A 23,923-nucleotide genomic window follows, 5' to 3' on the forward strand; every position below is an offset into this window, starting at 1 on the left:
CTACGTTTAAACAACGCCGGTGGGCCAGCAAAGGTTTTGGTTAAATCGATACATTCAAGGATTGGCGTAGTCATGCGAAAGCTTCCTGAGTGACATGCTCTTCCAACGGCGCGCGAAAGCAGGCGACCTGGTGCTGCGCGTTAATGGCATGCAGCGGCGGTTTATGCTGGTGGCAACGCGTTTCGGCAAAGGGGCAGCGGGTAGCGAAACGGCAGCCAGCCGGCATCTGCTCCGGGAGTGGCACACTGCCGGGAATGGTCGCCAGCGCCGCGCTGCGTGCACCGAGGCTGGGTATCGACCCCATCAAGCCAATGGTGTAAGGATGTTGTGGGTCGTTAAAAATCTCGCTAACTTCGCCGCTTTCTACCACTTGTCCGGCATACATCACGGCCACTCGCTGTGCCACTTCGGCCACGACGCCTAAATCGTGAGTGATCATCAGCACTGCCGTGCCGGTATCCTGTTTCAGGGTGTTGAGCAGCGCGAGGATTTGCGCCTGAATGGTGACGTCCAGCGCGGTAGTGGGTTCATCGGCAATCAGCAGTTGCGGCTGGTTAATTAACGCCATCGCAATCATCACGCGCTGACGCATCCCGCCGGAAAGCTGGTGCGGATATGCTTTCAGCCGCATTTCTGCCGCCGGAATTTGCACTTTTTCAAGAATCTCCCGCGCGGCCTGCATCGCTTCGCGGCGACTGCAATCGCGATGGCGCATCACCGCCTCACTGAGCTGGTCGCCGAGAGTGAAGGCAGGATTGAGCGAGGTCATCGGTTCCTGAAAAATCATTGCCAGCTGATTGCCGCGCAGATCGGCATAATCACGTGCGCTGAGCCGCTGCAGGTCATGCTGATTGAAATGCATTTCGCCGCGATTGATCCGTGCGCTGCCGGGCAGCAGTCCCATCAGCGCCAGCGAGGTAATGCTTTTGCCGCATCCTGATTCGCCGACCAACGCCAGCGTCTCACCGGCGTGCAAGGTCAGTGAAATGCTGTCGAGCACCGTGACCGGCGAGCCACTAAATTGCACATCGAGATTACGCAGGCTTAGCACCGGTAAACGGGCAGCAGAACTCGTCATAATGGTTCCTCATCGCCAAAATTAATGGCCTCAATCAGCGCTTGTTGTAGCGCCAACAGATGTTCGCGCATTGCCGTTGCCGCTTCGGCCGGTTGTCGTGCGGCGATATGTTTAACCAGCCGGTGATGATGGTCGTCGTAGTTGTCCAGTCGTGCCGGGGTGCGCGCCTGCACGCGCAGATGTTGCCAGGCAGGCTCACGCCGCACCGCATCAACCGCATCAAACAGGCCCAGCATCAGCCGGTTACCTGCCGCTTCAGCAATGGCGCGGTGAAAGGCGCTGTCCCACAGTTCATGTTCATCACCATCACTGAGCGAAAGATGATTCATGCGCTCCTGCAAACGCTGCATTAGCGCAATTTGCTCTTTGCTGGCGCGTATCGCCGCCAGGCGGGCCAGGCCAGGCTCCAGCTGAAGGCGGGCTTCCATCACTTCCACCAGGTTCGATTGCTGTGGCAGATCCTGGAGCGCCAGTGGCTGTACCGGCGCGGCCGGGCCGACATAAGTCCCTTTACCCTGCTTACGCCAGATGCGCCCCTCTTCTTCCAGCACATCCAGCGCACGACGGATTTCACGTCGTCCAACGGCAAAGCGTTCTGCCAGCTCGCGTTCGGTCGGCAAGGCTAAGTCGGGATGAGCGTCATGTTGCTGAATTAATTGACGAAGCTTTTCCAGCGCGGAACTGGAGTTTGCTGCTGTTTCTGGCGTATCACCCATAATTGGTTCGCTTATCTTTTCATCAGAAAAAGTGTTGTTATGGCGATTATTCAGAGGTTTAGATTATGAATCGCACAATCATGTTGATTAAAGCGTAGGCAAGAACCGAACCAATAATTAATTGGTTCAAAATGCAGCGAAGATAAATTTTTCAGGTGTATGATATATAAGGGTATTTATTTTTCTTCGGGTTGAGGAAAAAGAACTGGCAAGAGTTGGTGCGAGGGAACATCACTGAGTGCGTTGCGCCATCATGGTGCATTTATGCCCCTTTAAGGTGCAGTGAAACCGTCGTAGCAGGCGGGACAACGGTTGCTGCTCAATAAGACTTCAGGCTCATAAAGCAAGTTTGAAAAATAGTCAAAAAAGGGGGCGCAAAACATTGCGCTTCAACTAATACTTACCGTTCTGGTGGATTTCTGAACTGACCTGACGCCTTTTTCAGTTGTTGCCTGCCAGTTTTGAGCGCCTCGGATTTTTGGCACTCTTCCTCTGTCCTGATCATGTCATTTCATTGCGAGTTGTAAGGAGTTCTCGATGGAAAATAAAGATCCAATGTTTGAATTGTTGAGTAGCCTTGAACACATTGTATTAGCTCGTGAAGTGGTTAACCTTGCTCCTGCTTTGCAGGTTCAACCTGTCGCCATGCCGGAGCCGCAGCGACTGCGGGAAATTACCGGTATGCAGGTTGATGAATTTGCCCGTGTAATGGGCGTGAGTATTTCTTCAGTGAAAAGTTGGGAAGCAAAGCGCACCAGGCCATCTGGCTCGGCGCAGAAACTGATGCAGTTGCTCCATTCGAATCCCACTCTTGGTCGACAATTGTTAGATTAAGATGATGTTAAAACCCGCTTCTGGCGGGTTTATTGTTTCTGTAGCCGCCAGGCGGGCAGGTTGAAGTTGTGTTTTTTTCTATGAACTTGAATTTATTCATCCTACTTAATCGATCCTGAGCAGCCGATTGTTTTACCGGCCAGGCGCTTTTTCGTTGTTGCCCGCTTTTATCTGATTCATCAAAGGGAGAGTTAACGACATGGACCTTAATCAGTTAAAGACTTTTGTCACGGTAGCAGAAACATCGAGTTTAACGCGTGCTGCCAGCCTGCTTTTTCTTAGTCAGCCGGCTGTTAGTGCGCATATAAAATCCCTGGAAAGTGAATTTAAGGTTCGCCTGTTTAATCGAAATCCCAGAGGCATGGAACTGACAGCTGGGGGGATTGTGATGTGTGATGAAGCGCGTGTCGCTCTGACGGCGGCCAGGAACTGTATACAAAAAGCGCGTTCCTTAAATAATGTCGGCACCTGCACATTGGGAACCATTTCCGTGCCCGTGATTCTGAACCTGCCTGGTGTGCTGTCTGAACTTCGCCAGCGTCATCAGAATGTGAACCTGACCATTCGTCAGAATATTTCCGGGCATATTATTGACGCTGTTGTCAGTGGCGAAATGGACGCCGGGTTTGTGATTGGTGATTTCACTGAGAAAAACCTGGGGGTTATGCCAATTTTACCGATTACACTTTGCATCGTTGGGCCATGGGCGTGGCGCAGTAAGATTCAGGCTGCGGAGTGGGGAGATCTTCAGACATTCCCCTGGGTCTCAACGCCGGAAAAATGCTCCTTCTCAACTATCACCCGGCAGTTTTTTGAACGCAATAACGCAACATTTACCCCGTCCATGGTCGCTGATCAGGAGAGAACACTGACCGAGCTGGTCTGCCTTGAAATGGGGTTGACGTTGATGCGTGAGGATCTTGCTCTGACACTACAGGATTGTGAGCAGCTCTGTATCTGGCCTGAAGCGAAAACTGTGAGTCAGCTTTGCTTTATCTGGGCCAGGAGCAGAGAGTCTTCACCGGTCGTTATGGCATTGATTGAATCGGTGAAGGCGCTCTGGAAGCATTAGGGGTCAGAGCTGGCTGACAGTTATAGCCAGTTTAGCTTGAGCCAGTTTGCGCTGGTTCAGGTTGTTCAAAATCAGTGCTGTTGCCGTGATGCCTGCACCCACTAACTGAATTGATGATGGTACAACCCCACTCAGCGCGGACACAATAAAAGCGGTCACAGGTACCACGTCCATAAAGAGCACGCCGTTAGTTGGAGTAATGATTTTATTCCCAACGTTCCAGCAAAGAACAGCCATCAAACCTGCGACGATAGCCATATAAAACAAATGTGGTATCACAGCGCCAACTGCTGAAAGAGTGGGTGCAGCGATGTTGCCTGTCAGCATCAGTATCATATCAATGGTGACGACACTCATCATACCTGTCAGCGTAGTCATTGTGGTGTAACGCACTGGACTCCAGTGAGGGAAATAACTCCCACCGACAGTGTATAATACCCAGCATAATGCGCCGGTGATCAACAATAGATTTGCTGTCATATTTAATGGCGAGTTCACAACCTCAGTGGCATTACCATTAGTGATCACCAGCAATACACCTGCAAATGACATGAGAATAAATCCGAATGTGCTGGCGTGCGGACGGCTTTTTTTTAACAACCATACCGTCAATAAACCTGACATTGGCATTGTCGCCATCATGATGGATGCGGTCAGAGCACCAGCAGGACCTGCCATTTGTTGCCCGAGAAAAACCAAAAAGCCAAAACCGGCAAACCCCAGGGTGCCAAACAACCAGGCTAACACCCAACGTTCTCCTTGCAAATTGAACCCTTTTTTTCCTTCCATGCACAGGAGAATAAGAGAAAAGGCCAGCCCGGCAATGCCATAGCGTATTGTTGTAAAATTAAATGGGTCAATATACTGCAATGCATCGGTCATCACCGGAAACATTACTCCCCAAGAGAGTGTCGCTAACAAGCAGCAAATCAGACCTTTTGAATAGCTGTGATTCATGACCATCATCCTTAAATTAGAACGTTCCAATGTATTGGCACCATCACTGATGCAGTTAACTATTTCACTATCCGTTTGGGATGGATATTGGTAAATTTTTATATCACTATCAACTATCCTGATATCTGTAGAGTAGTTAGCAAAGTCGAAGATTACATTCCCACAAACTCAGTAAAACGAACCTTGCCGCTGGGGCTATAAGGGATTTTATCAACCCTTTTGGTTTTGATGTTTTTAATATGATGCTTTTTAAAATTTCGCTCAATTTTTCTTATAATTCCTTGTGCTTTATCTCCATTTTTGGTGCTGAAAATACATTTAATGGCGATCTCTCCATTCTCTATGACTGAAATAACTGCAACATCAGAAATGCAGGCAATGTCACGGATATCTTCCTCTATGCTATACAGGTCATAAAGGATGTTAGTATCAGCATTGCGGCTCATCAAAAAGAGCCTGCCTTCTCTGTCCAGGTGGCCACGATCCGCCATTAAAAAATATCGGACACCATCAATAACATGGAAAGGGCATAAACCATCACTGTATTCATCCATCAGCATATAGCTAGCAATAGCGACCCGACCATTAATTCCAGCTTCTACCGATTGAAAGTTATTATCAAGGATGACAACCTGATTTCCATCAAAAGCTCTGCCGACACTTTGCGGGTAACGGATCATATCTTCTGGTTCAGACAGAACATTAACCCCAGTCTCTGTGCAACCATAATATTCATAAAATACAGGGCCAAATACATTCATCGCCGCATGCTTGTTTTTAACAGAAAAAAAGCTGCCCCCAACGAGAATCCAGCGAAGATGGAATTGATGACCTCCGTTATCAACAAGATCGGTCAGTTTACGCACTAAATTGGGAGTCATAACGCTTGCTGTTATATTATTTTGTATAAGGGCTGTGACGATCTCGTCATTATCATCCTGGTCTACAAGATAAATCGGACTTCCCAGGCTCATGAACATCCTTGCCCAACTATTACCTGCGGCATGGTACAGTGGTATGATAAGCAGGAATCCATCGTCATTTCCGAAACCATATCGTTCACGAAACCAGGAAAAGCGTCGCGCATCAAATGATTGGTAGCGTAGTGCTATTTTGGGGAGAGTACTGGTTCCTGATGTCAATGAAACCCCCCGAAATGGTGGGAAAATATAGTCTTTCAGTAACATATCTGTATCGGGCGTATGAGATTCACCCATGCGCTGGACTATCGGAGCTGTTAGCGTATCTATGGCCAACATGGTACTCACTGTGACCTGCAACAGGTTTAATTCTTCTGCTGAATACAGGTTATACGAAACGAGTAACATGTCCGGGCTAATATTTTTGATCAAGGTAGTTAGCGTCTCAACAGGCAGTGAATAATCGAGGCCATTGACCGGAATACCCAATGTAGTAAAGGCTGCAAGCCAACAAATAACATCTGCATTATTTTTTGATAAATAGCAGGCTGAACGCAATTGTTCATTATTATACATTTTTTTCAAAAATGCCACGTGCGACGTTGCTCGACTAAGGATTTGTTGCCACGTATAACGTATTCCTTTATCAATGAGGCAAGTGTTGCTACTGTGATATGAGGCAATTTCTTTTAATTTATCTAAAGTAATCACTGTATTATTCCCTTGCCCGGTCTTCTGAACAGGCTGTTATATCAGGCAGAAATAACAAGCATGCCGCTATCTTCATATTGTTTTATTTTCTGTGTGATTTCTGCATTTATCTTATCACCTGGGAAAACGATAGGTACACCGGGTGGATAAGGAATGATAAAAGTTTTGGATATGCTATTGATTTTGATATCTCTGTTAATAACACTGGGCTGGCTTATTAAAACTAATGCGCGGGTTAATGCGCCGACTGCCTCTTTATTAATGCCAATATGAAAGCTAAGCAAAAGATGATTGCTCAATATTCTTTTGACAAATATATTCTCTCTCAATAATTTATCTTTGATTACGGAGCTGTCACCTAAACTCGTTACATTTAACATGACTTTCGTTGGGTCGTGGTGAATATGCCAGTGGTCCTGAAATACTTCACTTTCCGCATGCAGCAAAGCAAGCTCAGGCTCTGAATTTATCTCCTCCTTAAATGTATTAACTAACGCTCTGGAATATGAAGCCATTTCATTGCCATACTGACGCATATATGCTTGCGCCAGATCCAGAGACGCGAGAATGGCATAGTTTGGTGATGTTGTATGTATTCTGAATTTTGCCACTTCGATTTTATAAGGTAACTCTTTTCCTCCTTTACAATGAATCAACGATGCCTGACGAAGGCAAAAAAGAGACTTATGTGCAGACTGTGTACACACAACTTCCAGATTAGGGTACTCTTCAATAATAGAGTCAATATTCATTACCGTATAAGGTCGCGTATCATCACTAAAATAATTGAGACTTCCCCATGCTTCATCGATAAAAAATTTTCTCGTCTTCACGCCAGCCTTCAAGAGATGTAAGAGTACAGCTGGAATATCATAAATGAGACCTTCATAGGATTGCGCTGTCAAAATAATAAGATCATATCCTGCTTCCTCAGATTGCTTACTCAACACTTTGTTAGTCAATTTCTCAATTGACCAGGCTGTGAGCTGCCCGTCTTCAGCGATAAGATCAGGGCAAAGATAATCCACATTCGCACCCAGGGCTTGACTATGACTATGAAAATGAACTGACTGATGGCAGTTCTTATCGATAAGGATTTCGTCTTCCTTATCATATAATGCAGTAATGGCGATCTGATTGGCTACACTGGTGCCACCGGTAATATAGAATGAACGGTCGGCATTGTAGATCTGCGCGGTGAGTTTTTGCGACTCCCTTATGACCCCTTTAGGGAAAAAGAAATTATCGAAAGCCTCATCTGTAATAGTGGATTCTAAAAAAACATCCTCCTTTCCACAAAAGGGAAGAATATCACTATGACCAAAGCTGGAAATGGGCAATGCATGAAATGAATATATTTCCTTTTGACAAATAGTTTTTAATAAATCGAATAAGGGCGTTCCTTCCTGGTTGAGTTTAATCAGGTCACTTTGCATTTTATTTTCCTCAGAGGAAATGAATGTATGAACCTGAATATGCTCCACATAAAGAAAATTTGTAATTCATGAATTTTGATGTAGTTATCAATCTGTCTGATAAGCCCATTTACCTGTACTATTTAAAATGAGATTGATTGTTAAATATAATGGTTTTAGATTTGAAATGATCCCCGTGGATAAACCGCAAAGCCGGCTACAGCGTTATCGCTTAACGCAAGCCGGCTTGCAGCAGTTAACTTAACAGGCGTGGCGATTGCCACACTGGCACTATACGTAACGTGCCGCCTGTCGGGTAAACCAGTCAGCGGGAATATTGTAGGGCGGCTCGCTTAACTGGCGTATACCTTGCTCAATAATCGCAGAGGCCTGCTGCCACAGCTCGCGATTGCCGTCCTTCAGTAATGTAATCTGCACCCGCTTTTCCACCAGATAAATACGCGCAAAGCTGGCATCGTAATGAATAATTGAACGAGTATTGTCGATGATATCGGCCAGTTTGATGGTTTGCGCGTCGGGGCTGGCTTCAGCAGTATGCCGAAAATGTGCCGCTTTGCGCATCGCGCGATTTTTGGCCTGCGGCTGTGCGCCGTCGGTAAGCATCGCGACCAGCTGAGCTACCTCAACCCCAAAATGACTTTCAATATCATTGAGTGTGGTGTCGGTATCTTCAACCGTGTCGTGTAACCACGCCGCCGTTAGCATCACTTCGTCATCAGTGACACTGCGCACCAGTTCTGCCACCGCCGCCGGATGAACAATATACGGCTCGTCGGTGTATTTGCGCCGTTGTCCGGCTTCAGCATGCGCTTTTGTGGCGTAGCGCCGCGCCCGTTCTTCCAGTGTTTGCATGCCGTTATCTCCCCACAAAAAAAAGTTGCTTGCAATTATATAGTGCACTATCTATATTTTATTTCGTGACGTTACACCAAAATGTCAAAAAATAGCCCGGCGCGCCACTGTTGCTTGATTAGCCAGGGTGTGCAGGCCGCCATCAGCTAAACTGATGATGAGTACTTTTATTGATTTCCGAAATAAATCGCTCGCGATTTAATAGTGTATAAAGCTGCCCCTGAGGGCAATCCTACCGCAAAAAGGAACATCGTTTATGTCATTAGAAAAAGTCGTTTATCGTGCAAAAGCTAAAGCAACCGGCGGCCGTGATGGTCGTGCGACCTCTTCCGACGGCGTGCTGGATGTCAAACTGGGCGTGCCTAAAGAGATGGGCGGAGCCGGTGGCGAAGCAACTAACCCGGAACAGCTGTTTGCTGCCGGTTACTCAGCATGCTTCCTTGGCGCAATGAAGTTTGTTGCCGGCCGCGATAAAATTGCGATGCCAAAAGAGGCCTTTATTGAAGGTGAAGTGGGGATCGGCCCGTTGCCAACCGGTTTTGGTATCGAAGCGCAGCTGAATATTCATCTGCCAGGCATGGACAGCGCAGAAGCGCAGAAGCTGGTTGATGCCGCGCACATTGTTTGCCCGTACTCTAACGCTACCCGCAATAATATTGATGTGACGCTGAATATCATTAACTAAGCTGTCCGGGCGGCGCTCTTGCCGCCCTTGCTTTCCCCGCCTGTTTACCCAAATGCGCCATTTGCGGCAGTTTCTTGTGACGACGTTTAATTTTTCACTGAACAATTTCGCTTAATATGTTTAACTACGCGGCGATTTTGGGCGAAAACAACCGGTTTTCCGCTTCAGAATCATCCTGTTCATATGGTTCAGGACGCCTAATTGACCTTTTTCCCGAACTCTGGCGCGACAATAGGGTCTGATTAGCGTTTAGAGTTTACTTCGTTACGCCGGGAAAAAAGGTCGAATGAATTTTATAAAATCGTTAACGCAACAGAAGTTATCCATTCTGCTTGCCCTCTATATTGGTATCCTGCTGAATCTTCCCGTCTTTTATCGACGTTTTGATCCTCTGTTAACTCACTCATCACTTAAAAGCTGGTTGTCTGCCACGGCTGAAGTAGTGGCGATTGTATTACTGACTTTTTTCCTGATGCGCATATTATCGCTCGGCGGAAAGATCTTTTATCGCATTGTCGCCAGCTTAATGGTGCTTATTTCCGTTGCGGCCAGCTACTACATGGCATTTTTCAATGTAGTGATTGGCTACGGCATCGTGGCGTCGGTAATGACCACCGATATTGACCTGTCAAAAGAAGCGGTGGGTTTCCAGTTTGTTATCTGGATGGTGCTGGTCAGTGCACTTCCGCTGCTGATGATTTGGCGTAATAAGTTGACCCTGACGCTGCTTGAGCAGCTGAAAACGCCGGGGCAGCGTATTAAACCGCTGATGGTGATGCTGGTCTCACTGGCGCTGGTCTATCTGCCAATTCGCTATTTTGATCAAGCGCAGTCAAAACAAGAGAAAATCACCAATATCGATCTGCCAAGCTATGGCGGCGTGGTGGCGCACTCGTATTTGCCATCTAACTGGCTGGCCGCGCTGGGTTTATTTGCCTATACCCGTGCCGATGAGTCGATGAACGACCAGGATTTGCTGGATCCGGCGCAGAAATTTACTTATGTGGCTCCTGCCGGTCTTGATGATACCTATGTGGTGTTTGTCATTGGTGAAACCACACGCTGGGATCATATGGGGATTCTCGGCTACGAACGCGATACCACGCCAAAGCTGTCGAAAGAGAAGAACCTGGTGGCGTTCCGGGGTGAATCCTGCGATACCGCGACCAAGCTTTCGCTGCGCTGCATGTTTGTCCGTGAAGGCGGTGCGATGGATAATCCGGGCCGCACGCTGAAAGAGCAGAATGTGTTTGCGGTACTGAAAGAGCTGGGCTTCAGTTCAGAGCTGTTCGCGATGCAGAGCGAAGTCTGGTTCTACAACAATACCGATGCCGATAATTACGCTTTCCGTGAGCAAATTGGTTCAGAGAAACGCAACCAGGGCAAACCGGTGGATGACATGCTGCTGGTGCCGGAGCTGAAAGCGTCGGTTGACCGTCACCCACAGGGCAAGCATCTGGTGGTGCTGCATACTAAAGGCTCGCATTATCTCTATTCACAGCGCTATCCGCGTGAGTTTGCGCGCTATCAGCCGGAGTGTATGGGGGTTGATGATTTTTGCAGTAAAGATCAGCTGATTAACGCCTTTGATAACTCGGTACTTTATACTGACACCGTGCTGGACAGCATCTATGACCAGCTGCGCGATAAGAAGGCGATTGTCTTCTATGCATCTGATCACGGTGAATCCATCGCGGAGAATATGCATCTGCACGGTACGCCGCGTGAAATGGCGCCACCAGAGCAGTTCCGTGTGCCGATGATTGTCTGGGCGTCGGATAAATATCTGGCGGATGCTGACAATAAGCGTGCCTTTGAGCGCTTGCAGGCGCAGCAGCGTCTGGGTAAAACCCATCGCCATGTTGAGCTATTTGATACCATCCTGGGATGTTTAGGTTACACCTCACCGGATGGTGGCATTAATCCCGCTAATAACTGGTGTCAGGCACCGGCGAAGCCTGCGCAGGATCACTCCTGAGCCGGTTTAAATGAACCACTTAGCTGTAGAGCGCACGCTTTCCAGGCAATCGACGACCATTTTTCAAAAAGTCATTGACGCTATCAGGGGGTAGCAGTAACATGCGCCCCCATCGGCGAGTAGCGCAGCTTGGTAGCGCAACTGGTTTGGGACCAGTGGGTCGGAGGTTCGAATCCTCTCTCGCCGACCATCTTCAGAACCCCAGTCAGCAATGACTGGGGTTTTTTTGCATTCTGCACCGGCCAAAATCATCCTCTTCTTAACACATATCTGACCAGCTTAACCTTTCTCTGCCGCTGATTTATCCAGCCTAAAATACTTCTCTCTTACGCTGACCGCGATAATTTGCCTTAAACCCTTGCAGCGTATGGGCTGAGTGCTTAATTCGCGACACGTTCTTCTTATGACCGATTCCCGCTTGTTGACCGTTTCTTATGCCACCCAGCCAGCATATTTAGCTACTTTGGCGCTGGATCACAAAACTAATCGAGCAGTTATTCAGCATTTAACGATAATTTTTAATTGTTTTTTAATGGTGTAAATCGCTGGTAAATTTTTGTTACACGCGATCTTTGTCTGGTTATTGGTCGCTGTAGTGTGTTTTTTGACTGCAATTGTTAGCGGGAAGTTTTTTTTATGTTTGCTTGCTGTTTCTCACACTCTGTGTAAATACCTGACAGTTGTATTGACGTTAGTTGCAACTGTTGACAAATTGATGCCTCAGTGAGGCGGCAGGAAGCGGATTCGTCTGATGGATTCCACCGAGTCAGACGTAAATAACCCGTGTTTATCCAACACTCTTCATTGATGTCCTGACCACATTAAAAAAACACAGGTCGGGTGTAACGCACACAACAACACATCACAATTGGAGCATAAGCATGAGTATTTCCTTGGCTAAATCAGGGATGCTGAAGGTTGGTCTGAGCCTGATCGCTATGACCGTTGCCGCAGGTGTCCAGGCGAAGACCCTCGTCTACTGTTCAGAAGGTTCACCAGAGGGTTTCAACCCGCAGTTATTCACCTCCGGCACCACCTATGACGCCAGTTCCCGTCAGATTTATAACCGTCTGGTTGAATTTAAAATCGGTACCACCGAACTTCAGCCTGCGCTGGCTGAAAAATGGGACGTCAGTGCCGATGGCAAAACCTATACTTTTCACCTGCGTAAAGGTGTGAAGTGGCATACCACCAAAGATTTCAAACCCACCCGCGATTTTAATGCCGACGACGTGATTTTTACTTTTGAGCGTCAGCTGGATAAAAACAACAAATATCACGGCGTTTCCGGCGGCAGCTACGAATACTTTGAAGGCATGGATATGCCTGCTCTTATCAGCAAAATTGAGAAAGTGGACGATAACACCGTGCGCTTTGTGCTGACCCGTCCTGAAGCCCCGTTCCTCGCTGACCTGGGAATGGATTTCGCGTCCGTGCTGTCTGCCGAATACGCTGACAACATGCTGAAAGCCGGCACCCCGGAAAAAGTGGATCTGAACCCGGTCGGTACGGGCCCGTTCCAGCTGCTGCAATACCAGAAAGACTCACGCATTCTGTATAAAGCTAACGCCGATTACTGGGGCACCAAGCCGAAAGTTGATCGCTTAGTGTTCTCTATCACGCCAGATGCCTCGGTGCGTTACGCGAAAATGCAGAAAGGCGAATGCCAGGTGATGCCGTACCCGAACCCGGCTGATATCGCGCGCATGAAGCAGGATAAAAACATCAACCTGATGGAGCAGCCAGGCCTGAACGTCGGCTATCTGTCATTTAACGTTGAGAAAAAACCGCTGGATAACCTGAAAGTGCGTCAGGCACTGACCATGGCGGTTAATAAGAAAGCGATTATCGAAGCGGTTTATCAGGGCGCAGGCCAGTCGGCTAAAAACCTGATCCCACCAACCATGTGGGGCTACAACGATGAAGTGCAGGATTACCCTTACGATGTGGAAAAAGCCAAAGCGCTGCTGAAAGAAGCCGGTATGGCGGACGGTTTCAATATCGACCTGTGGGCAATGCCAGTGCAGCGTCCTTATAACCCGAATGCCCGTCGTATGGCCGAAATGATTCAGGCCGACTGGGCGAAAATTGGTGTGAAAGCCAAAATCGTCACCTACGAGTGGGGCGAGTACCTGAAACGTGCCAAAGCGGGTGAGCACCAGACGGTGATGATGGGCTGGACCGGTGATAATGGGGATCCGGATAACTTCTTCGCCACGTTGTTCAGCTGCGCCGCGGCGAAAGACGGTTCTAACTATTCACGCTGGTGTTATAAGCCGTTTGAAGAGCAGATCCAGCCAGCCCGCGCGACTGAAGATCATGAAAAACGTATCGCTTTCTATAAACAAGCTCAGGTTGTGATGCATGACCAGGCGCCCGCTCTGATTATCGCGCACTCTACTGTCTATGAGCCGGTCAGTAAGAAAGTCAGTGGCTATGTCGTCGATCCATTAGGCGGCCACTACTTCGTTAACGTCGATATCGCAGAGTAAGTCGTCATACCCTGTAGGGCCAGCCAGGCTGGCCCTTTTCCCGGATGAATAAACTGGTCAAGGCGCAAGCTGTCTCTTACGGGAGTCAGAGCGTCGCGGTGAGCGCTGTCTGGTTTGCCGCAAGATGTGAGCAATTATAATCCCGTCGGCGACGCGCCGCGGGAAAAAAAGAGAATACGGATTATGTTGCAGTTCATACTCCGACGTTTGGGTTTGGTTATCCCAACGTTTATTGGTATCACCCTGTTAACTTTCGCTTTCGTTCACCTGATTCCGGGCGACCCGGTAATGATTATGGCCGGTGAACGAGGCATCTCTCCTGAACGCCATGCCCAGTTACTGGCCCAGCTAGGGCTGGACCAGCCGATGTGGAAGCAGTACCTCACCTATATCAACGGTGTTCTGCATGGCGACCTGGGTATTTCCCTGAAAAGCCGTATTCCGGTATGGGACGAATTTGTGCCGCGCTTTAAAGCGACGCTGGAATTGGGTATCTGCGCGATGCTGTTCGCCATTGCGGTCGGCATTCCGGTTGGGGTGCTGGCGGCGGTGAAACGCGGCTCCATCTTTGACCACACCGCAGTGGGTATCTCACTGACCGGCTACTCGATGCCGATCTTCTGGTGGGGCATGATGATGATCATGCTGGTATCGGTACAGCTTAACCTGACGCCGGTCTCCGGGCGCATCGGCGATACGGTGTTCCTTGACGATACGATGCCGCTGACCGGTTTTATGCTGATTGATACGCTGATTTGGGGCGAACCGGGCGACTTCCACGATGCCGTCATGCATATGATTCTTCCTGCGGTGGTGCTGGGCACCATTCCACTGGCAGTGATTGTGCGTATGACGCGCTCATCCATGCTGGAAGTTCTGGGCGAGGACTATATCCGTACTGCGCGCGCCAAAGGGCTGACGCGGATGCGGGTGATTGTGGTTCACGCGCTGCGCAACGCGATGTTACCGGTGGTTACGGTGATCGGCTTGCAGGTTGGTACGCTGCTGGCCGGTGCGATCCTCACCGAAACCATCTTCTCCTGGCCGGGACTGGGCCGCTGGTTAATCGATGCGTTACAGCGTCGTGACTATCCGGTGGTGCAGGGCGGTGTCTTGCTGGTGGCTACCTTGATTATCCTGGTAAACCTGCTGGTCGACCTGCTATACGGCGTGGTTAACCCACGTATCCGACATAAAAAATAAGGGGGCCAGGATGTCTCAAGTTACTCCGGGCAGCGTCAGCGCTGCACCAAAGCCGATGACCCCGATTCAGGAGTTCTGGCACTACTTTAAACGTAACAAAGGCGCAGTCATCGGCCTGGTCTACGTGGTGGTCATGATTTTAATCGCAGTGTTTGCCAGCGTACTGGCACCGCATGCGCCTGCTGAGCAGTTCCGTGACTCACTGCTGCGCCCGCCGGTGTGGCAGGAAGGCGGCAGCTGGCAGTTTATTTTCGGAACCGACGATGTGGGCCGTGACGTGCTGTCGCGCCTGATGTACGGCGCGCGTCTGTCGCTGCTGGTTGGCTGTATGGTGGTGGTGCTGTCGCTGATCCTCGGCGTGGTGTTCGGCTTAATTGCCGGTTACGTCGGCGGTGCGGTCGATGCGGCGATTATGCGTCTGGTGGATATCATGCTGGCGCTGCCAAGTCTGCTGCTGGCACTGGTGCTGGTCGCCATCTTTGGCCCGTCTATTGTCAATGCCTCGATTGCGCTGACCTTTGTCGCGCTGCCGCACTATATCCGCTTAACCCGCGCCGCGGTGCTGGTGGAAGTAAACCGCGACTACGTGACTGCGTCGAGAGTCGCCGGTGCCGGTGCGCTGCGTCAGATGTTCGTTAATATTTTGCCAAACTGCCTGGCACCGCTGATTGTGCAGGCGTCTCTTGGCTTCTCCAACGCGATTCTGGATATGGCCGCGCTGGGTTTCTTGGGTATGGGCGCGCAACCGCCAACGCCGGAGTGGGGCACCATGCTCTCCGACGTATTGCAGTATGCGCAAAGTGCCTGGTGGGTCGTCACCTTCCCGGGTGTTGCGATTCTGCTGACGGTTCTGGCATTTAACCTGATGGGTGATGGCTTACGTGATGCCCTCGACCCGAAACTCAAGCAGTAAAGAGGCACCGAAATGGCGTTATTAAATGTAGACAAATTATCGGTGCATTTCGGCGACGAAAAGGCACCGTTCCGGGCGGTTGACCGCATCAGTTATCAGGTTGAGCAGGGTCAAGTGGTCGGTATTGTCGGCGAATCTGGCTCCGGTAAATCGGTCAGCTCGCTGGCAATCATGGGATTAATCGATTATCCCGGCAAAGTGATGGCCGACAAGCTGGAGTTCAACCAGCGCGACCTGAAGAAAATTTCGGAGAAAGAGCGGCGTCAGCTGGTTGGCTCGGAAGTGGCGATGATTTTCCAGGATCCGATGACCAGCCTTAACCCGTGCTATACCGTCGGTTTCCAGATTATGGAAGCGATTAAGGTGCATCAGGGCGGTAATCGCCGCACCCGTCGTCAGCGCGCGATTGACCTGCTTAACCAGGTCGGTATTCCCGACCCGGCCTCGCGTCTTGATGTGTATCCGCACCAGCTCTCTGGCGGTATGAGCCAGCGCGTGATGATCGCGATGGCAATTGCCTGCCGTCCTAAATTACTGATTGCCGATGAACCGACCACCGCACTGGACGTGACGATTCAGGCGCAGATTATTGAGCTGCTGCTTGACCTGCAACGCCAGGAGAATATGGCGCTGATCCTGATCACCCACGATCTGGCGCTGGTGGCGGAAGCGGCGCAGCACATTATTGTGATGTACGCCGGGCAAGTGGTGGAGACCGGGAAAGCGGTCGATATTTTCCGCGCGCCGCGCCATCCATATACCCAGGCGCTGTTACGCGCATTGCCGGAGTTTGCCACCGATAAAGCGCGTCTGGCTTCACTGCCGGGCGTAGTGCCGGGTAAATATGACCGTCCTGAAGGCTGCCTGCTGAATCCGCGTTGCCCGTATGCCAACGTCCGTTGCCGTACTGAAGAGCCTGAACTGCGTGATATTGCCGGGCGTCAGTCCAAATGTCATTTCCCTCTGGATGATGCCGGGAGACCAACTTATGAGTCATGATAAATCGCTCGAGCAGCAGTATCTGTTGCAGGCTATCGATCTGAAAAAGCACTATCCGGTGAAGAAAGGGCTGTTTGGCCAGGAACGCCTGGTTAAAGCGCTGGACGGCGTATCGTTTAATCTTGAGCGCGGTAAAACGCTGGCGGTAGTCGGCGAGTCGGGCTGCGGAAAATCGACGCTTGGCCGCCTGCTGACGATGATTGAAACCCCAACTGAAGGCCAGCTGTTCTGGCATGGCCAGGATCTGCTGAAACATGATCCACAGGCGCAAAAATTGCGCCGGCAGAAAATACAGATTGTGTTCCAGAACCCCTATGGCTCGCTCAATCCACGTAAAAAGGTGAGCCAGATTCTGGAAGAGCCGCTGCTGATTAATACCAGCCTGACGAAAGCCGAGCGCCGTGAAAAAACGCTGGAAATGATGGCGAAAGTGGGGCTGAAAACCGAGCATTATGACCGCTATCCGCATATGTTTTCCGGTGGACAGCGTCAGCGTATCGCGATCGCCCGTGGCCTGATGCTTGACCCGGATGTGTTGATCGCCGATGAGCCGGTCTCCGCGCTTGACGTATCGGTCAGGGCGCAAGTATTAAATCTGATGATGGATCTGCAACAAGACCTCGGCCTGTCGTACGTGTTTATCTCCCATGACTTATCGGTTGTTGAACATATCGCCGACGAGGTAATGGTGATGTATCTTGGCCGCTGTGTTGAAAAAGGCAGCAAAGAGGCGATTTTTGCCAACCCACGCCATCCGTATACTCAGGCGCTGCTGTCGGCTACACCGCGCCTGAATCCGGACGATCGTCGTGAACGTATTAAGCTAACGGGCGAACTGCCCAGCCCGCTTAATCCACCACCGGGGTGCGCATTCAATGCCCGTTGTCGCCGCCGTTTCAGTACCTGCACGCAGTTGCAGCCGAAGCTAAAGCAGTATGGTGAACAACAAATTGCCTGTTTTGCCGTCGATCAGGATGAACAACAACAGGCGGTATAAATCCTTTCAGGCCGATATCCATCGGCCTTTTTTATCGCCCTCAATGTTTAAAACCTTTCAATGAGTCATGGTTTATAATGTCCCGCCGTCTCATTACTCATTATATAAATTACTCAGTTATTCATAAAATTTTATTAAACAGTCACCGGGATAATAAATAACAAGAGTAATTAATCGACGATTACTCAATCCTGTAGATAAAAAAGAATGATGGATTATGGCTATTATTTAATCAGAATATTCTCACTCAAAGATATATTGTGTGTTATATTCCGCGCAAATAAAGTTATAGACCCTTAACGCTTATGAAAAGTTATGATGATCTGCAACGTTTTAAGGAAAAAACGCAAACAAATAATATAAAATTCAAGGACATGTCCGAGCAGACGCTCGAATCAGACAGCAGTCATTGGGCGATCATCAAGCAATTACTGAATGATAATAACGGTGATTCTGCGCTGGAACGTGGGCAGAGTATTGATGTCATTCAGCCGCAACCCATTAATAAAAATCAATTCTCCAGCCAGCTCAGTGCGCATCAGGTCGTAAAATCTTTTGTCGCGGCACCCTCGGTAGCCAGTCAGGATGCGTCGCTGTTTGACAGTATTGCCGCGACGTTAAAACCACTCGCTGAGCCAGCGTCCGCTCCGGCGGAGCCGACACCACCGCCAGCAGAGACTGCGGAGCCGACACCACCGCCAGCAGAGACTGCGGTGGCGAGTTCTGCGCTGTTGTCGTGGCCAGCGCCCGCGCAAGTACCGCTATTACAGCAGGCGGCTGCCCAGCTTAGCGCTACGCCTGCACCAGCGGAAAATGCACCGCGTTACAAGCAGTTATTTCATTCGCGTCATGCGGGTCAGGCGGCTGGCGTGACCAAAGATGCCTTACTAAAACCCTTGCTGGAGAAGATTGCTGTATGCCGTTAGTGTGTGTGTGTTCACCAAAAGGTGGTGTGGGTAAAACCACTATGGCGGCTAATCTGGCTTATGCGCTGGCACGCGGTGGCAGTAAGGTTCTTGCCATTGATTTTGATGTACAAAATGCGCTGCGTTTGCATTTTGGCGTTCCCCTGTCCGACGGGCGCGGATTTGTCGCGCGTTCAGCAGAAAATTCCGACTGGAGCCAGTCAATTCTGACCACCGGCGGCAATATTTTTATTCTGCCTTACGGCGATGTTTCGGAAGATCAACGCGTTGCGTTTGACGATAATCTGGCGAATGATCCCCACTTCCTGCGTCGTGGGCTGGATACGGTACTGAATTATCCCGGCCTGGTGATTATCGCTGATTTCCCTCCTGGCCCAGGCCCGGCCCTGAAGGCGATGACCGAGCTGGCAGATTTACATCTGGTGGTGATGCTCGCCGACACGGCGTCGCTGTCATTGCTGCCGCAAATTGAAAACGATCGGATGATCGGTAAAGCGCTGAACCAAAAGGCCGGACACTATTTTATTGTTAATCAGAGTGATACGCGCCGTAATATCAGCCGCGATGTCACCGCATTTATGCAGCAGCGCCTGGGTGAGAAGCTGGTTGGTGTGGTGCATCGTGATGAGAGCGTGGCGGAAGCCAACGCCTCTCAGCGCTCGATTTTCGATTTTAGCCCGGTTTCAGCAGCGGCCTTTGATATCGAGCTGGTCAGCAAACGCCTGGCCGGATTGCTGAATATCAAGGTTGGCGATGGCGAAGTCCACGCCACCCTGCGTTCGCTCTGACGTTTCTGTGGCAAGGATGCCAGTGCCCGTAACGGGTCAACAATAGCTTATTTATAAGCAGTCAATATCTATCCTTGCTTGCAGGATTACCATGAATAAAGCGCTTTTTTACCTGCTGCTGCTGGTATTATTTCCAGTTGCGGCGGTGATTGTCATCACGCCAATGGACAGTCAAAAACAATATATATTTGGCTTAATCAGCATCTCTCTCTTGTTTTTGCTCGGCCTGAGTAAAAGTAAGCAAGTTTCCATTGTGATGGTGATTCTTTCGGCATTAATGTCCACGCGCTATATTTATTGGCGAGCCACAGAAACCTTGCATTTCAATTCTGAAATTGAAGCGATCCTCGGGATTGGTTTATTTATTGCTGAGCTTTATGTCTGGCTGATATTGATTCTCGGTTTCCTGCAAACCACCTGGCCATTAAAACGCACTATCGAACCGCTGCCGGACGATATCAGCCTGTGGCCGACGGTGGATGTCTACGTACCGACCTACAACGAAAGCCTCGACGTGGTGCGCGATACGGTACTGGCGGCGCAGTGCATTGATTATCCTCGCGATAAACTAAAAATCTACTTGCTGGATGATGGCAAGCGCAGCGAATTTGCGGTGTTCGCCGCCGATGTCGGCGTTGGCTATATCACGCGTGAAGATAACTCCCACGCGAAAGCCGGTAACCTGAATCATGCGATGAAAATCACCAAAGGCGAACTAATTTGCGTCTTTGACTGTGACCACGTGGCAACCCGTACCTTCCTGCAGGCGACAACAGGGGCGTTCCTGACCGACCCGAAGCTGGCGCTGTTGCAGACGCCGCACTACTTCTACTCGCCCGATCCGTTCGAACGTAACCTGCGTGCGGCGCGTAACGTGCCAAACGAAGGGGCGCTGTTTTATGGCCCGGTGCAGCAGGGCAACGATAACTGGAACGCCACCTTTTTCTGCGGCTCCTGTGCGGTGATCCGGCGCTCAGCGCTGGAAGAGATCGGCGGCTTTGCAGTAGAAACGGTGACGGAAGATGCACATACCGCCCTGAAAATGCAGCGTCTGGGCTGGGGCTCGGCGTTTCTGGCGATCCCGCTGGCGGCCGGGCTTGCCACTGAACGTCTGGGTCTGCATGTGGTACAGCGTACCCGCTGGGCGCGCGGTATGACGCAGATTTTCCGCGTGGATAACCCGTTACTTGGCCGCGGTCTGAAGTGGCAGCAGCGCCTGTGTTATCTCAATGCGATGCTGCATTTCCAGTTTGGCCTGCCACGCGTGGTGTTTCTCACCGCGCCGCTGGCCTACCTGCTGTTTAACCTGAATATCATTCACTCATCGGCGTCGTTGATTTTTGCTTATGTCCTGCCGCATCTGGTGATGTCGCTGTATGTGAACTCACGGATGAACGGCCGTTTCCGCTACACCTTCTGGGGTGAGATTTACGAAACGGTAATGGCGTTCCATCTGGTGATCCCGACGCTGCTGACCATGCTGTCGCCGAAACACGGCAAATTTAACGTTACTGATAAAGGCGGTTTGCTGGACGTTGGTTTCTTCGACTTTAATATCGTGCGACCGCACGTGATCACCGCCGTACTGCTGCTGGTCGGCGTGGTTGCCGGTATTACGCGTGCGGTGGCGCACGACTATTTTGGCGTCGACCCTTACGTTATCGCACTGAATGTCGGCTGGGCTATTTTCAGTCTGATTATTCTGATGGCAGCGATTGCCGTGGCGCGCGAAACCCGCCAGATACGTAAAACCATTCGTATTGAAGTGAAAATCCCGGTGATTATTCACTATGCCAGCGGCATCTCTTCGCGGACTACCACGGTGAACCTTTCAATGGGTGGCGCGCAGATTACCGCGCCGGATAACCGTCATGAAAATGATGAAATTGAAGAGATTGACCTGCTGCTGCACTCCGGTGCGATCTGCATTCCGGTGAAAACCATGGGTGCCAATGACGGCGTGATTCGCATGAAGTTTGAAGAGATGCCGTTATCACGGCGTCGCGAACTGGTGCGTGTGGTGCTGGCGCGTGCTGATGCCTGGATTCAGCCGCCGCACCAGCCGGATAACCCGCTGCGTTCGCTGTTAACCATTATCCGCACCGTATTTGAGCTGTTTTGGCTCACCTGGCAGGCGCGCCGGGATAAACGCAAAGCCAGCAAAGCCGCCGCCAGTAAGGTGCAAGAGGATAACGCAGCATGAAGCAACTTTTTCTCAAGGCGACGCTGGCAGCGTTGATCGGTGGCAGTTTGGCGTTGAGCGGCGCAGGGGCAGCGGAGCAGGGCGTAAGCGAAGAGGGTGCAGCGCTGGCGCAGGTCGCCACACCAGCGGATGTCGATGCGGCAGAGAGCAGCCTGCGATCTACCGCCGGTGCCATGCCGTATGCGCCGGAAAGCCAGGGCGCAGAGAGCAGTATCAGCGAACCGGCAGCTGCACTGCCTGAAGATCTGCCGTTACTGCCACCGATGGTCAGCAGCCCACCCGCGATGGCCTGGCAGCCGATCTCCAGCAGTATCAGCGTGGCGCAAATGGGTCAGCACCATGGCGTTACCCTGAGCGGCGGCCAGTTGCAGTCGGGCATCATGTTTACCCTGCCGGGCGACCAGGTGGTTACCAATGCGCACCTCGATCTGTCGCTGCGCGTTTCCCCGGCACTGGCGGCACGCAATACCTCAATGCAGCTGATGCTGAACGGGCAGCCGCTGGGAACCTTACCGCTGAGCGCCTCTGACAGTGATAACGTCAGTTTCCAGCTGGATATTCCGGCAGCGATGGTGGTGTCGAGTAACAACCTGAGTTTTAAAATTAATGATGCCGATCAGCTGCTGTGTGAGCGTGAGAGCACCGATCAATATCGGGTCACTATCCTGCCGCAGACCCGTCTGTCGCTGGAAGGTCAGCAGCTGAATATTGGCACCAGCATGCGCCATTTCCCGCGCCCGTTTATCGACCCGTTGCAGATGACCGCCGCCACGCTGCCGATGGTGTTTTCTGCCAGCGTCACGCCAGCGCAAGTCACGGCGGCGACGATGGTCGCGTCATGGGTCGGCTTGCAGGCAGACTATCGCGGTGCCAGCTTCCCGGTGCTGCGCAATCAGCTACCCGAAAAAAACGGCATGGTGTTTGGTCAGCCGGGTGAAAAAATTGGCAGCCTGACGCTACCGCTGGTCAGCGGGCCGACGCTACAACTGGTGGATAATCCGGACAATCCTGGCTACAAGCTGATGCTGGTGATCGGGAAAAATGAAGATCAGCTACGTCAGGCGGCGTACCGTCTGATTAACGCGCCGCTGGCACAAGATGCTTCGACGCTAAGCGTGGCATCGCAAACCATCCCAATGCGTAAACCTTATGATGCCCCGCGCTGGATTAATACCGATCGGCCGGTGCGGCTTAGCGAACTGCTGCGCAAGGATCAGAGCCTGACCGCCAACGGTATCTGGCATGATGCGTTACGGGTGAACTTCCGTGCTGCGCCGGATCTGTTCCTGTGGGATGGTGAAACCATTCCGGTTCAGCTTGATTACCGATTCCCGTCAGAAAACTGGATTGATGAGAAAAATTCATTCCTGAACGTGATGCTGAACGGCACTTTTCTGCACAATCTTACGGTGAATAAAGTGGGCCTGCTGGAGAATATCTGGCACCGGTTGGGCGGCGATGCGCGTCAGGAAAAGTACACCCTGAACCTCGATCCTTATCTGATTTACGGTGATAACCAGCTTCAGCTCTATTTCAATATTAAGCCGAAAGCCGATGCGCCTTGCAGCGTACTGCTGAACAACAATATCAAGAGCCGCATCGAAGAGAACGCCTCCATCGATCTGAGCAACACGCGTCATTTTACCCTGTTGCCGAATCTCTCGTACTTTGTCGGTGCTTCGTTCCCGTTCTCGCGTCTGGCTGACTATTCACAAACCGTGATGCTGCTGCCGGAACAGCCTTCCGATGCTGAAATCAGTGCGCTGCTGGATATGGCCGGACGCGCGGGTAATGCGACCGGCGCGACGCTTGATCACAGCAGCGTCATGTTCGGTATACCGGCGGGCGGCGCGAATCTGCAACGACTGAAAAACAGCGACGTGCTGGCCGTCTCGACGCTGGGACAGGACGCATTTAATCAACAGATGTTGGCCAGTTCACCTTATGACAGCAGCGCCCATACCTTTGGCGTTAAAGCTCCGAACAACGGGGAAAAAATGCGCAGCTGGCTGACCGGCGACTGGTATCGCCAGCAGCTGGATGCCGATCGCTACTTCTCCTCTAACGAAGCCTGGCGCGGGTTTGTCAGTTATCGTTCGCCATGGAGTGAAGAGCGTCTGGTGGTGATGACCATCGCCAGTAACGATCAGCAACTGCTCAACT

The 23,923-nt window shown here is 50.8% G+C and carries 19 protein-coding genes and 1 tRNA gene; 14 read left to right on the forward strand and 6 right to left on the reverse strand.

Features of this window, described 5'->3' with window-relative positions; all coding sequences use genetic code 11:
• Positions 1-70: 70 nt before the first annotated feature.
• Positions 71-1,078, reverse strand: coding sequence for an ABC transporter ATP-binding protein (locus NG42_RS04450; RefSeq protein WP_052898068.1), 1,008 nt, complete (start codon positions 1,076-1,078; stop codon positions 71-73).
• Positions 1,075-1,794: a FadR/GntR family transcriptional regulator gene (locus tag NG42_RS04455; protein WP_052898069.1), complete on the reverse strand. Its 720-nt coding sequence runs from the start codon at positions 1,792-1,794 to the stop codon at positions 1,075-1,077. Before NG42_RS04455 ends, NG42_RS04450 begins: the two co-directional genes overlap by 4 nt.
• A 537-nt stretch (positions 1,795-2,331) precedes the next feature.
• Here NG42_RS04455 and NG42_RS04460 point away from each other — a divergent pair.
• Positions 2,332-2,628, forward strand: coding sequence for an HTH-type transcriptional regulator (locus tag NG42_RS04460; RefSeq protein WP_052898070.1), 297 nt, complete (start codon positions 2,332-2,334; stop codon positions 2,626-2,628).
• Positions 2,629-2,827: 199 nt separating this feature from the next.
• Positions 2,828-3,700 carry a LysR family transcriptional regulator gene (locus tag NG42_RS04465; protein WP_052898071.1) on the forward strand — a complete coding sequence of 291 codons (873 nt, stop codon included), beginning with the start codon at positions 2,828-2,830 and terminating at the stop codon, positions 3,698-3,700.
• A 3-nt stretch (positions 3,701-3,703) separates the two neighbouring features.
• Here the strand turns inward: NG42_RS04465 and NG42_RS04470 are convergent, their stop codons facing one another.
• The 4 genes from NG42_RS04470 to NG42_RS04485 all read right to left on the reverse strand — a co-directional run bounded on the left by NG42_RS04470 (position 3,704) and on the right by NG42_RS04485 (position 8,576).
• Positions 3,704-4,657 (reverse strand): DMT family transporter, encoded by a 954-nt coding sequence (locus tag NG42_RS04470; protein ID WP_052898072.1) that lies wholly within the window; start codon positions 4,655-4,657, stop codon positions 3,704-3,706.
• Positions 4,658-4,809: 152 nt separating this feature from the next.
• Positions 4,810-6,288 (reverse strand): class I adenylate-forming enzyme family protein, encoded by a 1,479-nt coding sequence (locus NG42_RS04475; RefSeq protein WP_052898073.1) that lies wholly within the window; start codon positions 6,286-6,288, stop codon positions 4,810-4,812.
• 41 nt (positions 6,289-6,329) lie between these two features.
• Complete coding sequence (locus tag NG42_RS04480) at positions 6,330-7,724, reverse strand: aminotransferase class I/II-fold pyridoxal phosphate-dependent enzyme (protein ID WP_052898074.1); 1,395 nt, start codon at positions 7,722-7,724, stop codon at positions 6,330-6,332.
• A 270-nt stretch (positions 7,725-7,994) separates the two neighbouring features.
• Complete coding sequence (locus tag NG42_RS04485; RefSeq protein ID WP_052898075.1) at positions 7,995-8,576, reverse strand: HD domain-containing protein; 582 nt, start codon at positions 8,574-8,576, stop codon at positions 7,995-7,997.
• Between the two features lie 256 nt (positions 8,577-8,832).
• Here NG42_RS04485 and NG42_RS04490 point away from each other — a divergent pair, with 256 nt between their 5' ends.
• The 12 genes from NG42_RS04490 to bcsB form a co-directional block, all read left to right on the forward strand.
• Complete coding sequence (locus NG42_RS04490; RefSeq protein ID WP_052898076.1) at positions 8,833-9,261, forward strand: organic hydroperoxide resistance protein; 429 nt, start codon at positions 8,833-8,835, stop codon at positions 9,259-9,261.
• Positions 9,262-9,547: 286 nt separating this feature from the next.
• Positions 9,548-11,239, forward strand: a complete 1,692-nt coding sequence (gene eptB / locus NG42_RS04495; RefSeq protein WP_052898077.1) for a kdo(2)-lipid A phosphoethanolamine 7''-transferase — start codon at positions 9,548-9,550, stop codon at positions 11,237-11,239.
• A gap of 113 nt (positions 11,240-11,352) precedes the next feature.
• A tRNA-Pro gene (locus NG42_RS04500) sits at positions 11,353-11,429 on the forward strand.
• Positions 11,430-12,120: 691 nt separating this feature from the next.
• On the forward strand, positions 12,121-13,731 hold the full coding sequence (gene dppA, locus NG42_RS04505; RefSeq protein ID WP_052898078.1) for a dipeptide ABC transporter periplasmic-binding protein DppA: 1,611 nt from the start codon (positions 12,121-12,123) through the stop codon (positions 13,729-13,731).
• A 183-nt stretch (positions 13,732-13,914) separates the two neighbouring features.
• Positions 13,915-14,934: a dipeptide ABC transporter permease DppB gene (dppB, locus tag NG42_RS04510; RefSeq protein ID WP_052898079.1), complete on the forward strand. Its 1,020-nt coding sequence runs from the start codon at positions 13,915-13,917 to the stop codon at positions 14,932-14,934.
• A gap of 10 nt (positions 14,935-14,944) precedes the next feature.
• Positions 14,945-15,847 carry a dipeptide ABC transporter permease DppC gene (gene dppC, locus NG42_RS04515; RefSeq protein WP_052898080.1) on the forward strand — a complete coding sequence of 301 codons (903 nt, stop codon included), beginning with the start codon at positions 14,945-14,947 and terminating at the stop codon, positions 15,845-15,847.
• Between the two features lie 12 nt (positions 15,848-15,859).
• Positions 15,860-16,846 carry a dipeptide ABC transporter ATP-binding protein gene (dppD, locus tag NG42_RS04520; RefSeq protein ID WP_052898081.1) on the forward strand — a complete coding sequence of 329 codons (987 nt, stop codon included), beginning with the start codon at positions 15,860-15,862 and terminating at the stop codon, positions 16,844-16,846.
• Positions 16,836-17,843 carry a dipeptide ABC transporter ATP-binding subunit DppF gene (gene dppF / locus NG42_RS04525; protein ID WP_052898082.1) on the forward strand — a complete coding sequence of 336 codons (1,008 nt, stop codon included), beginning with the start codon at positions 16,836-16,838 and terminating at the stop codon, positions 17,841-17,843. Before dppD ends, dppF begins: the two co-directional genes overlap by 11 nt.
• A 305-nt stretch (positions 17,844-18,148) precedes the next feature.
• A complete protein-coding gene (gene bcsO, locus NG42_RS04530) occupies positions 18,149-18,769 on the forward strand; it encodes a cellulose biosynthesis protein BcsO (RefSeq protein WP_052898083.1) in 621 nt (206 codons plus the stop codon).
• Positions 18,760-19,557, forward strand: a complete 798-nt coding sequence (bcsQ, locus tag NG42_RS04535; protein ID WP_052898084.1) for a cellulose biosynthesis protein BcsQ — start codon at positions 18,760-18,762, stop codon at positions 19,555-19,557. Before bcsO ends, bcsQ begins: the two co-directional genes overlap by 10 nt.
• A 91-nt stretch (positions 19,558-19,648) precedes the next feature.
• Positions 19,649-21,760: a UDP-forming cellulose synthase catalytic subunit gene (gene bcsA, locus NG42_RS04540; RefSeq protein WP_053115687.1), complete on the forward strand. Its 2,112-nt coding sequence runs from the start codon at positions 19,649-19,651 to the stop codon at positions 21,758-21,760.
• A partial coding sequence (gene bcsB, locus NG42_RS04545; RefSeq protein WP_420911298.1) for a cellulose biosynthesis cyclic di-GMP-binding regulatory protein BcsB occupies positions 21,757-23,923 on the forward strand: 2,167 nt, incomplete at its 3' end. The genes bcsA and bcsB, both read left to right, overlap by 4 nt.

Origin of the sequence: Winslowiella iniecta, from assembly GCF_001267535.1 — a bacterium.
Taxonomy (GTDB): domain Bacteria; phylum Pseudomonadota; class Gammaproteobacteria; order Enterobacterales; family Enterobacteriaceae; genus Erwinia; species Erwinia iniecta.

Coding starts and splice junctions, on each gene's coding strand:
- NG42_RS04450 (WP_052898068.1), bottom strand. CDS start 1,078: ATGACGAGTTCTGCTGCCCGTTTACCGGTGCTAAGCCTGCGTAATCTC.
- NG42_RS04455 (WP_052898069.1), bottom strand. CDS start 1,794: ATGGGTGATACGCCAGAAACAGCAGCAAACTCCAGTTCCGCGCTGGAA.
- NG42_RS04460 (WP_052898070.1), top strand. CDS start 2,332: ATGGAAAATAAAGATCCAATGTTTGAATTGTTGAGTAGCCTTGAACAC.
- NG42_RS04465 (WP_052898071.1), top strand. CDS start 2,828: ATGGACCTTAATCAGTTAAAGACTTTTGTCACGGTAGCAGAAACATCG.
- NG42_RS04470 (WP_052898072.1), bottom strand. CDS start 4,657: ATGAATCACAGCTATTCAAAAGGTCTGATTTGCTGCTTGTTAGCGACA.
- NG42_RS04480 (WP_052898074.1), bottom strand. CDS start 7,724: ATGCAAAGTGACCTGATTAAACTCAACCAGGAAGGAACGCCCTTATTC.
- NG42_RS04485 (WP_052898075.1), bottom strand. CDS start 8,576: ATGCAAACACTGGAAGAACGGGCGCGGCGCTACGCCACAAAAGCGCAT.
- NG42_RS04490 (WP_052898076.1), top strand. CDS start 8,833: ATGTCATTAGAAAAAGTCGTTTATCGTGCAAAAGCTAAAGCAACCGGC.
- eptB (WP_052898077.1), top strand. CDS start 9,548: ATGAATTTTATAAAATCGTTAACGCAACAGAAGTTATCCATTCTGCTT.
- dppA (WP_052898078.1), top strand. CDS start 12,121: ATGAGTATTTCCTTGGCTAAATCAGGGATGCTGAAGGTTGGTCTGAGC.
- dppB (WP_052898079.1), top strand. CDS start 13,915: ATGTTGCAGTTCATACTCCGACGTTTGGGTTTGGTTATCCCAACGTTT.
- dppC (WP_052898080.1), top strand. CDS start 14,945: ATGTCTCAAGTTACTCCGGGCAGCGTCAGCGCTGCACCAAAGCCGATG.
- dppD (WP_052898081.1), top strand. CDS start 15,860: ATGGCGTTATTAAATGTAGACAAATTATCGGTGCATTTCGGCGACGAA.
- dppF (WP_052898082.1), top strand. CDS start 16,836: ATGAGTCATGATAAATCGCTCGAGCAGCAGTATCTGTTGCAGGCTATC.
- bcsO (WP_052898083.1), top strand. CDS start 18,149: ATGAAAAGTTATGATGATCTGCAACGTTTTAAGGAAAAAACGCAAACA.
- bcsQ (WP_052898084.1), top strand. CDS start 18,760: ATGCCGTTAGTGTGTGTGTGTTCACCAAAAGGTGGTGTGGGTAAAACC.
- bcsA (WP_053115687.1), top strand. CDS start 19,649: ATGAATAAAGCGCTTTTTTACCTGCTGCTGCTGGTATTATTTCCAGTT.